Origin of the sequence: Streptomyces aurantiacus JA 4570, from assembly GCF_000414115.1 — a bacterium.
Lineage (GTDB): Bacteria > Actinomycetota > Actinomycetes > Streptomycetales > Streptomycetaceae > Streptomyces > Streptomyces aurantiacus_A.
In genome coordinates this window covers 1-9,580 of the sequence record NZ_AOPZ01000437.1, presented here as the reverse complement: position 1 = coordinate 9,580, position 9,580 = coordinate 1, and the positions used below count along the sequence as shown (strand labels likewise).

The window sequence follows — 9,580 nt, the reverse complement described above, 5'->3', positions numbered from 1 at the left end:
GGCGTGCCGGTAGGCGAGTTCGGCGGCGATGAGCGCGGAGCGGCCGCGGGCCTGCTCGGCGGCCGTGACGGTGTGGGCCGCGGCGGTGACCTGCTCGGCGAGTTCGGCGGCGCGGCCGCGCTCCTCGACGGCGCGGGCGGACAGGCGGCGGGCGAGCGTGCGGGTGCGGCGTTCGGCGCCCGCGTGGACGTCACGCGCGCGTGCCCGGGTGTCGGCGGCGTCGACGATGCGCCCGAGCAGGTCGACGGAGCCGGCGGTGAAGTCCCGCTCGGCGATCAGCTCGGCGCGGCGGCCCAGCTTGTTGCCGAAGCCGTGCACGAGGTCGGCGAGGCCGTCCGTGTCGCGGGTGTCGGTGACGGCGCGCAGCAGCAGGTCGGTGAAGTCGGAGTCCTTCTTGACGGCGAACAGGCCGGCGGCCTCGCCCTCGTCGGCGTTCATCTCGCGCTGGTAGCGGAACAGTTCGGGGTCGAGGCCCAGGTCCCCGAGGTGTTCGTTCCAGCGGTCGTGGATCTCTTCCCAGTGCACTTCGAGGTGCGGATACGCCTTGGTGGCCTCCATGAGGGCGTCCCGGAAGCCCTTCATGGTGCGCCGCCGCCCCTGCGCGCCGGACGCGCCCTCGACGGGCGCCCGCACGGCGGTGGACTCGGCGACCGGCAGCGAGTCCAGGCTCAGGCCAGGGCCGGGGCGGAAGGAGTACCACGCCTCGGCGAACTTCCGCGGATCGTTGGAGACCTGCCGCCCGCGCCACTCGCTCACCTTGCCGACGACGACGCACTCACCGGTCAGCGTGTGCTGCCACTCCAGGGCGACGTGTCCGCAGTCGTCGGCCAGGAGGAACTTGCGCAGCACCCCGGAGCTGGCGCCGCCCAGCGTGTTCCGGTGGCCCGGCAGCATCACGGAGAAGATCAGCTTGAGCAGGACGGACTTGCCGCCGCCGTTCTCCAGGAAGAGCACACCGGCGGGCGCCGGGCGGCGCGGCGGGCCGACGGGCTCCTCCTCGAAGAACTCCGCCTGCGCGGGCGCGGGGTCGGGCACCACGTCGCCGACGCCGCGCAGGTCCAGCACGGTGTCGGCGTAGCGCGCACCGGCAGGGCCGATGGAGTAGAGGCGGACCCGGGACAGCTCGTACATGGCGGCGGACTCTCGTCGTAAGTCGTGCGGATCGTTAAGTCGTGCGGGGCGTGAGGGGTTTCAGGCGGCGGTCGGCCGCCGGGGCGGGTCAGGAGTGGAACGGCAGTCCCGCGTCGGCCGCCAGCTCCAGGTCGTCGGTGTCGTCGGGGGGCAGCAGCGTCGCGGAGCCGTCGGTGACGGGCACGACGCCGAGCTCCAGGAGCTCGGCCATGGCGGCGGTGCCCGCCATGTCGCGGACCTGGAGCTGATAGCGCGCGGTCGTGCGGTAGGTCCCTCCGGAGTCGTCGCCCGTGCGCTGGAGGAAGCCGGAGTCGGTGAGGAACGCGAGGGCCTTGCCGACGATGCCGGTGGTCGAACCGGCGAGCCTGCGCGCGTCCTTGGTGGCGCCGGTGGAGCTGCGGCGCGCCCAGATCCGCCAGGCGGACTCCAGGCCGGGCGTGTCCGTCGCCGGGTCGGTGTTCTCGCCCTGCTCCTCGGCGCGCTCCTCCAGGCGGCGGCACGCCTGCCGCACGAAGCCGTCGACGCCGTTGACGGTGACACGGCCGATGTACCCGTCGTCGGCGAGGTCCTCGGGGCGGGGGAACGCCATGGCGGCGACGGCGAGGTGGGCGAGGCCGTGCAGGAAGCGGTCGGTGGAGTCGGCGGCCGCGCGGCGCGCGTAGTCGCCCATGCGGACGGCGAACACGGAGTCCTCGGCGGCGGTCACCGCCATCCCCGCGCGTGGGGACACCTCCAGGACGACGAGGCCGAGCCCGGTCGCCACGGCGTCGGCGAGGCGGGCGAAGGGCGGGTCCTCGCGATACCGCCGGAGCAGTTCGCCGTACTCCTGGTCGCGGGCCGGCTGGAGCTTGGGCTGGAGCCCGAACGCGACGAGCCGGGCCGCGTCGGCGGCGTCGGCTGGCGTGACGGCGGCTGCCGCGGAGGCTGCCGCCGGGGCCGCGGCGGCGTCCGGCTCGCCCCACGCGGCGTGCTCTGCGGGGTGATCGGTCACGGCTTCGGCTCCTTGGGGCGGTCCATCGGTGGTACGTGTGCGGGGGCGGGGCGTGCGGCGGTCCGGACGACGCGGGCGTCCCTGAGGGAGACGATGCGTACGTCCCTGAGGGACTGGGCGGCCATCACGCGGCCTCCGTCCGGTCGGCCGCCATCCCGGCCGCGTCGAGCAGCGCCGTGCCGACGATGAGGTCGGCGCCGCCGAACTCGGGGTCGTCGAGCTCGGTGCCGTCGTCCACGGCGAAGAGGAGCTGCTGTTCGCCCTGGCGGTAGGCCGTGCCGACCGGCGGGCTCGCGGCGTGGACGGCCAGCAGGGCGACCAGGTAGGGCAGTTCGGGGTCGCGGCGGCGGGCGTCGGCGAGCAGCCCGGAGAGCCGTCGCGGCGCGTCGGACGGCAGCGCGAGCAGTTCCATGGCGCTCGAGAGCTGCTCCTCGCTGAAGCGGCTGTCGTCGGGCGTGGCAATGAGGTCGGGCTCCGGCATCTCCGCGCCCAGGTGCTCGCGCTCCTGCGGCGGCGTGAGCAATATGTCGACGAGGTCGCCGACCCGCACCGACACGGGGGTGCGCAGGCCCGTCCCGCGCGCGAAGAAGGCGTCCGTGACGCGGATGGCCTGCTCGGCGGGGAGCGGCAGGATCGGGGCGATCAACTGGCCGTACAGATCCAGTCCCGCGCGGGCGGTGGGTGTCGCGAAAGCCTGCCGGTCCTGCTCGGCGCGGAACAGGGGGCCCGCTTCGAGCAGCCGGGACTGGAGCTGGGTGTGGCGCCGGATGCAGTCCTTGACGATGTCCACGAGCTCGGCGGCGCGGCGCTTGTGCTCGCCCGCCTTTGAATCGGAGAGAGCCTCCGACTCGTCGCGTACCTTGCGGATGTTCGTCAGGATCGCGTTCTCGTGGCGATACCGGTCCGCCACGTGGTCCAGGGCTTCGGCGATCATGTCCGGCACGGCCTGGAGCCAGTCCACCGCGCGGACGTTGCGCCGGGTCGCGTCCAGGGCCTTGCGGAGGGTCTCCGAATACTGCACGGTGCGATACCGCGCCTGCTCGGCGGCGAGCTGGGCGTCGGCGAGGCGGCCGCGGCTGATCAGGACCTCCAGCTTCACCTCGGCGGCGATCTGGGCGCTGGTGACGTCCGTGTCGAGGGCGCCCACGAGGACGTTCACGGCCTCGTCGGTGGTGCGCAGATAGACACCGCCGCCATACCCGGGGACCTCTTCGATCAGTTTGAAGTCGTAGTCCCGCCGGACATATGTCCCGTCCGGGCCGAAAGTGCCGTACACCGCGCGGAAGCCGCGGTCCACGCTGCCCACGTTGATCAGGTTCTCCAGGACCCAGCGGGCGACGCGCTCGTGCTCGGCGGCCGGGCGGCGCGGGGCCTGGGCGGCGACGCGCGGCAGCAGCCGGGCCACGATCTGCTCGTGGTCGGCGCCCGTGTCGAAGTCCATGTTCAGCGTGACGAGGTCGATGGCGGAGAGGGCGATTTCCGCCATCGCGTACACCGAATACTCCCCCGCGAGGTTCGCCTTGCGGGTGTCCAGGTCGTGCAGCGGCGCCGTGCACGCGAGCGCGCGCAGGCGCCGCGCGAGCCCTTCGTCGGCGGCCGGGCCCGGAGCGGGCCGCGGCCCCGCGCTGAGCTGGGGCGGAACGAAGTCCGGTACGGCAGGGGAAGTCACGGTGCACAGACTAGGTCCTCGGTCTGACAACGGTCGAAACGACGCAGATGCCCCGGCCGCCTCGACCAGGCACGACGGCCGGCCGGTGAGCCGCGCGCCCCGACGGCGGCTCCCTCAGCCCGCCCCGGAACCGCCCGCCGCCACCCGCCGCGCGTACGTGTCGACCAGACCCTGGAGCGAGTCGTCCAGGTAGACAGCGAGCAGCCGCTCGGCCTTCGGGCCGAGGCCCGCCCGCAGGGCGTCCAGGATCTCCTGGTTGCGTACGAGGTAGGGCTCGTGGAGGCGGCGCGGGTCGTCCACCACGTGGAAGGCGAGCCGCAGTTCGGCGAAGACGCTGCGCATCAGCTCGTCGGTGCGGGCGCTCCCGGCGAGCGCGACGAGCTCCCGGTGAAAGTGGATGTTGGCCGTGGAGACGCCCTTCCAGTCCCGCCGCCCGGCGGCCGCCCTGCCCTCGGCGACGGCACCGGCGAGCGCGTCCACGGCGTACGGCGGGCGCCCGAGGCCGCGCACGACGGCGCACTCGACCAGGCGCCGGGTGCGGTAGATGTCCTCGACGTCGTCGACGGTCAGGACCCGCACGAAGACGCCGCGGTTGAGTTCGTGGACGAGCAGCCGCTCGTGCGTGAGCAGCCGGAAGGACTCGCGCAGGGTGTTGCGGGAGACACCGAGGGCGCCGCCGATGCTGTCCTCCGAGAGACGGGTGCCGGGCGGGAAGTACCCCTCCGCGATGCGGCTCCGGAGGATGTCCGCGACCCGCTCCGCGGTGCTGGTACGACCCAGCAGCGCGCGGTCGTCGGCGAGACCGGTCAGTTCAGCCATGGATCAGCCATCCCCTCAGCCATGCCCGGATTCAATCGCAGATACAAGAACGAGACAACATGGGTATTGAGGGATCGTTGAACGATCCTCTACGTTGTCCGGCAAGCGTTGCCCGGCAGGCACCCCTCGTTGCCCGGCAACGGCCTCCCCGCACCGATCCCGCACCACCCCGCTCCTCAGAAGCACCCTCCAGCACCGCCGACCCCTCTGCGAGGTGCCCATGAGTACGACTCCACCGCCCTCCGCCATAGAGCTGGACGACCAGCCGCGCGCGGACCAACCCCCCGACGACGACGGCGCGTTCGGCTGGCTGCGCGCGCTCGGCCCGCGCGGCCGCCGCGCGTTCGCCGGCGCCTTCGGCGGGTACGCGCTGGACTCCTACGACTACTTCACGCTGCCCCTGAGCATGGTCGCGCTGTCGGCCTACTTCGGCCTGAACAGTGGCCAGACGGGGCTGTTCACGACCGTCACGCTGGTCGTCTCCGCGGTGGGCGGAGCCGTCGCGGGCGTCGTGGCGGACCGCATCGGCCGGGTCAAGGCCCTGATGATCACCGTGATCACGTACGCGGTGTTCACCGTCGCCTGCGGCTTCGCGCCCAACTACGAGACCCTGCTGGTCTTCCGCGCCCTCCAGGGCCTCGGTTTCGGCGGCGAGTGGGCGGTCGGCGCGATCCTGGTCGCCGAGTACGCCACCGCCAAGAACCGCGGCCGCACGCTCGGCGCGATCCAGAGCTCCTGGGCCGTGGGCTGGGGGCTCGCCGCGATCGTCTACACGCTGGTCTTCCAGTTCATGGACGACGACATCGCCTGGCGCGTGATGTTCTTCACCGGGGCCCTGCCCGCGCTGCTCGTGATCTACGTACGCCGCAATGTGCACGACGCCCCCGAGGCGGCGGCCGAGCGTGAACGGAGCACGGAGAAGGGCTCGTTCACGGCCATCTTCAAGCCGGGCCTGCTGCGCACGACCTGCTTCGCGGTGCTGCTGTCCACGGGCGTCCAGGGCGGCTACTACACGCTCGCCACCTGGGTGCCGACGTACCTCAAGGAGGACCGCGGGCTGACCGTCGTCGGCACCGGCGGCTATCTCACGTTCCTCATCTCGGGCGCCTTCATCGGCTATCTGACCGGCGGCTATCTGACCGACAAGCTGGGCCGCAAGCGCAACATCGCGCTCTTCGCGTTCCTGTCCGCGGCCAGCATCGCCGCGTACACCAACATCCCGGACGGGGCCAACGGCGTTCTCCTGGTGCTCGGTTTCCCGCTCGGCTTCTGCATGTCGGCGATCTTCAGCGGCTTCGGCTCCTTCCTGAGCGAGCTGTACCCGGCGGCCGTGCGCGGCACGGGGCAGGGCTTCACGTACAACACCGGTCGCGCGGTGGGCGCCGTCTTCCCCACGACCGTCGGCTTCCTCGCGGACAGCTGGGGCGTGGGCGGTGCGCTGATCTTCGGGGCCTTCGGCTACGCGCTCGCCGTGATCGCCCTGTTCGGCCTGCCCGAGACACGGGGGAGGGAACTTCTGTGAACCAGATGCGGGAGGGAACTTCTGTGCGTCCCAACGCCGTTGATCACAGTGGAGCCGCCGGGACCCCAGAGGTCGCGGAAAGCCCCGGAGCCGCCCTGAGCCCCCAGGAGGCCCGCGCGGCGTTCCGCTCGGGCCTGAGCGGCCCCACGGCCGGCTGGGCATCCGGGCACACCCAGGCGAACCTCGTGTCCGTGCCCGCCGACTGGGCGTACGACATGCTCCTGTTCTGCCAGCGCAACCCCAAGCCCTGCCCGGTCCTCGACGTCACCGACACGGGGTCCTGGTCCACACCGCTCGCCCCGGACGCCGACCTGCGCACGGACCTGCCGGGCTACCGCGTGTGGTGCGACGGCGAGCTCGTCGAGGAGCCCACCGACGTGCTCGCGCACTGGCGCGACGACCTGGTGTCGTTCCTCATCGGCTGCAGCTTCACCTTCGAGTGGGCGCTCGCGGCGGCGGGCGTGCCGCTGCGCCATGTCGAGCAGGGCCGCAACGTCGCCATGTACGTCACCGACCGCCAGTGCCGCGAGGCGGGGCGGCTGCGCGGCCCCATGGTGGTGTCCATGCGCCCGGTGCCGCCCGGCGGCCTGGCCGCGGCGATCCGGGAGAGCGCCCTGCTGCCCGCGGTGCACGGTGCGCCGGTGCACTGCGGCGATCCGGGCGGCCTCGGCATCGCCGACCTCGACAGGCCCGACTTCGGCGATCCGGTGGCCGCCGAGCCCGACGACATACCGGTGTTCTGGGCGTGCGGCGTGACACCGCAGGCGGCCGTGATGGCCTCGCGGCCGCCGTTCGCGATCACGCACGCGCCGGGCCGGATGTTCATCACCGACGCCCGCGACGAGCAGTACCGCGTCGCTTGAGGGCACGCGAGAGACACGGGAGCGACACGTACATGACCTGGGCCTCGATCGATCTCAACGCCGACCTCGGCGAGGGCTTCGGGCGCTGGCGGCTCACCGACGACGAGGAGTTGCTCTCGGTCGTCACCAGCGCCAATGTGGCCTGCGGCTTCCACGCGGGCGACGCGGCCACCATGCGGCGCGTGTGCGAGCTCGCGGCCGAGCGCGGGGTGCGCGTCGGCGCCCAGGTGTCGTACCGCGATCTGGCGGGTTTCGGGCGGCGCGCGATGGACGTGCCGCCCGCGGAACTCGCGGCCGAAGTGGCGTACCAGATCGGCGCCCTGGAGGTGTTCGCGCGGGCGGCGGGCACGCGCGTGGCGTACGTGAAGCCGCACGGGGCGCTGTACAACCGGGTGGTCCACGACATGGAGCAGGCGGGCGCCGTCGTCGAAGGCGTGCTCATCGCCGACGACCGGCTGCCCGTGCTCGGCCTGCCCGGATCGCATCTCCTGGAGGCCGCGGACAAGGCCGGACTGCCCGTCGTCACGGAGGCGTTCGCGGACCGGGCGTACACCGACGAGGGCACGCTGGTGCCGCGCGGCACCGAGGGCGCCGTCATCACGGAGGCGGACGCCGTCGTCGAACGGTCCATCGGGCTCGCCCGGTTCGGCACCGTCACCTCCCACGCCGGGCGGCGGATCACGGTCCGGGCGCGCTCGCTGTGCCTGCACGGCGACACTCCCGGAGCGGTGGCGCTCGCGCGGCAGGTGCGGGCGCGCCTGGAGGCCGCGGGCGTGCGGGTGGTGGCGTTCGCATGAGCGTCCCGCCGAGCAGCTCTCCTACGAAGACACCGCCCACGCCGGCCTCGCGCACGCCGACGTCGCACACAGCGGCCCCGCACACGCCGGTCTCGCACACAGCCGCCCCGCCCCGGACCGCCCGGCCCGACGCGGCCCCGACCCCGGCCGTCCTGCCCATGCGGGTCCTGCCCATGGGCGAGCGCGCGCTGCTCGTCGAGCTGGCCGACGGCACCGCGGCCGCGGCCCTGCACGCCGAGCTGCTGCGCCGCCGCGCGGAGGGTGAACTCACGGTGCGCGAGATCGTGCCCGCCGCCCGCACGGTGCTCCTCGACGGCCTCGACGGCCCGGATGCCCCGCTCCGGCTCGCCGCGCGGCTGCCCGCCTGGGAGATCCCGCCGCTGCCCGCGCGCGCGGAGGACGTCCTGGAGATCCCGGTGCGGTACGACGGCCCGGACCTGGCCGACGTGGCGGCGCTGTGGGGCGTGCCCGTGCGGGACGTGGCGCGGATCCACTCGGCGGCCGAATTCCGCGTCGCCTTCTGCGGGTTCGCGCCGGGCTTCGGCTACCTGACGGGCCTCGGCGGGCTGCGCGAGGTGCCGCGCAGGGCGACTCCGCGCACGGCGGTGCCCGCGGGCTCCGTCGGCCTCGCCGGGCCGTACACCGGCGTGTATCCACGGCCCTCGCCCGGGGGCTGGCAGCTCATCGGCTCCACGGACGCCGTGCTGTGGGACCCCGCGCGCGTGCCCGCCGCGCTACTCACGCCGGGCGCGCGGGTTCGCTTCGTACCGGAGGCCGCATGACCGACCGGGCCTTCGCGGTCGTCAGGGCCGGGGCGCTCACCACGGTGCAGGACGAGGGGCGGCCCGGCCACGCCCACCTCGGGGTGCCCCGGTCCGGGGCTCTCGACCGGCCCGCAGCCGCCCTGGTGAACCGTCTCGTCGGCAACTCGCCCGGCGCGGCCGTCCTGGAGACCACTCTCAACGGCTGTGCGATGCGGCCCCGGTGCGCGGTCACCGTCGCCGTGGGCGGAGCGCCCTGCCCGGTGACGGTGGACGGGCGGGCGGTGGCCTGGGGCGCTCCGGTACGGGTACCGGCCGGGGCGCTCCTCGATGTGGGTCCGGCTGTCTCCGGAGTACGCGGTTACGTCGCCCTCGGCGGCGGCGTCGCCGTCGAACCGGTCCTCGGCAGCCGCTCCACCGACCTGCTGTCCGGGCTCGGCCCGCCCCCGCTCACGGAGGGCGCGGTTCTGCCCCTCGGTGTCGCACCCGACGTCCACGCGCGCGTGGACACCATTCCGCAGCCGGGCCCGCCGGCGAGCTGATCCTCCGGGTGACGCCCGGCCCCCGCGCGGACTGGTTCACGGCCACGGCGCTGCGCACGCTCACCACGCGCGCGTACCGCGTGTCGTCCGCGAGCAACCGCATCGGCCTGCGCACCGAAGGGCCGCCCCTGGAGCGGGCGGTACGCGGTGAACTGCCCAGCGAGGGCATGGTCCTCGGCGCGATCCAGGTGCCGCCGGACGGCAGCCCCGTGGTGTTCCTCGCCGATCACCCGACCACGGGTGGCTACCCGGTGGTGGGCGTCGTCAGGGAACGGGACCTCGCGGCGGCGGCCCAGGCGGTGCCGGGGACGGTGGTGCGGTTCGTGGGGGCGGGGGGTTGGCCGGGGCTGCGGGGATGAGGACGGGGGCCTGCGGGCGGGTACGCCGCTCAAGGCGGGTACGCCGCTGAAGCCGTGGCGTCGGCCTGCCCGCCGTTCGCAGTCAGCGGCGGCCGGGCGCAGGCCGACCCTCACGCCGCCTCCGCC

At 73.9% G+C, this 9,580-nt stretch carries 8 protein-coding genes and 2 pseudogenes; 5 read left to right on the top strand and 5 right to left on the bottom strand.

The genetic code is table 11. From position 1 onward, the window contains the following. From STRAU_RS33570 to STRAU_RS33555, 5 genes and pseudogenes are all read right to left on the bottom strand, one after another. A pseudogene (locus STRAU_RS33570) lies at window positions 1-1,131 on the bottom strand (hypothetical protein); the annotation flags it as partial. Between the two features lie 88 nt (window positions 1,132-1,219). Further along, window positions 1,220-2,122 (bottom strand): hypothetical protein, encoded by a 903-nt coding sequence (locus STRAU_RS33565; protein WP_016644869.1) that lies wholly within the window; start codon window positions 2,120-2,122, stop codon window positions 1,220-1,222. After that, a complete protein-coding gene (locus tag STRAU_RS44185; protein ID WP_016644868.1) occupies window positions 2,119-2,247 on the bottom strand; it encodes a hypothetical protein in 129 nt (42 codons plus the stop codon). The genes STRAU_RS33565 and STRAU_RS44185 overlap by 4 nt, the downstream gene beginning before the upstream one ends. Beyond that, window positions 2,247-3,791 (bottom strand): hypothetical protein, encoded by a 1,545-nt coding sequence (locus STRAU_RS33560; RefSeq protein ID WP_016644867.1) that lies wholly within the window; start codon window positions 3,789-3,791, stop codon window positions 2,247-2,249. The genes STRAU_RS44185 and STRAU_RS33560 overlap by 1 nt, the downstream gene beginning before the upstream one ends. 114 nt (window positions 3,792-3,905) lie before the next feature. After that, a complete protein-coding gene (locus STRAU_RS33555) occupies window positions 3,906-4,610 on the bottom strand; it encodes a GntR family transcriptional regulator (protein WP_016644866.1) in 705 nt (234 codons plus the stop codon). A 220-nt stretch (window positions 4,611-4,830) separates the two neighbouring features. On the opposite strand from STRAU_RS33555, the gene STRAU_RS33550 reads away from it, so the two are divergent. The 5 genes and pseudogenes from STRAU_RS33550 to STRAU_RS33530 all read left to right on the top strand — a co-directional run bounded on the left by STRAU_RS33550 (window position 4,831) and on the right by STRAU_RS33530 (window position 9,454). Further along, complete coding sequence (locus STRAU_RS33550; RefSeq protein WP_037663628.1) at window positions 4,831-6,132, top strand: MFS transporter; 1,302 nt, start codon at window positions 4,831-4,833, stop codon at window positions 6,130-6,132. A gap of 95 nt (window positions 6,133-6,227) precedes the next feature. After that, window positions 6,228-6,995, top strand: coding sequence for a putative hydro-lyase (locus tag STRAU_RS33545; RefSeq protein ID WP_052029396.1), 768 nt, complete (start codon window positions 6,228-6,230; stop codon window positions 6,993-6,995). 32 nt (window positions 6,996-7,027) lie between these two features. Beyond that, the gene (locus STRAU_RS33540; protein ID WP_016644863.1) at window positions 7,028-7,792 is read left to right on the top strand and encodes a LamB/YcsF family protein; all 765 of its coding nucleotides are present in this window, start codon (window positions 7,028-7,030) and stop codon (window positions 7,790-7,792) included. A gap of 158 nt (window positions 7,793-7,950) precedes the next feature. After that, on the top strand, window positions 7,951-8,574 hold the full coding sequence (locus tag STRAU_RS33535; protein WP_016644862.1) for a 5-oxoprolinase subunit B family protein: 624 nt from the start codon (window positions 7,951-7,953) through the stop codon (window positions 8,572-8,574). Continuing rightward, window positions 8,571-9,454 (top strand): annotated as a pseudogene (locus STRAU_RS33530) (5-oxoprolinase subunit C family protein). Before STRAU_RS33535 ends, STRAU_RS33530 begins: the two are co-directional and overlap by 4 nt. Window positions 9,455-9,580 lie beyond the last annotated feature (126 nt).

Bases quoted from the DNA above. Each gene is read 5' to 3' on its own strand.
- STRAU_RS33535 (WP_016644862.1), top strand. From the start codon at position 7,951: ATGCGGGTCCTGCCCATGGGCGAGCGCGCGCTGCTCGTCGAGCTGGCC.
- STRAU_RS44185 (WP_016644868.1), bottom strand. From the start codon at position 2,247: ATGGCCGCCCAGTCCCTCAGGGACGTACGCATCGTCTCCCTCAGGGAC.
- STRAU_RS33550 (WP_037663628.1), top strand. From the start codon at position 4,831: ATGAGTACGACTCCACCGCCCTCCGCCATAGAGCTGGACGACCAGCCG.
- STRAU_RS33555 (WP_016644866.1), bottom strand. From the start codon at position 4,610: ATGGCTGAACTGACCGGTCTCGCCGACGACCGCGCGCTGCTGGGTCGT.
- STRAU_RS33540 (WP_016644863.1), top strand. From the start codon at position 7,028: ATGACCTGGGCCTCGATCGATCTCAACGCCGACCTCGGCGAGGGCTTC.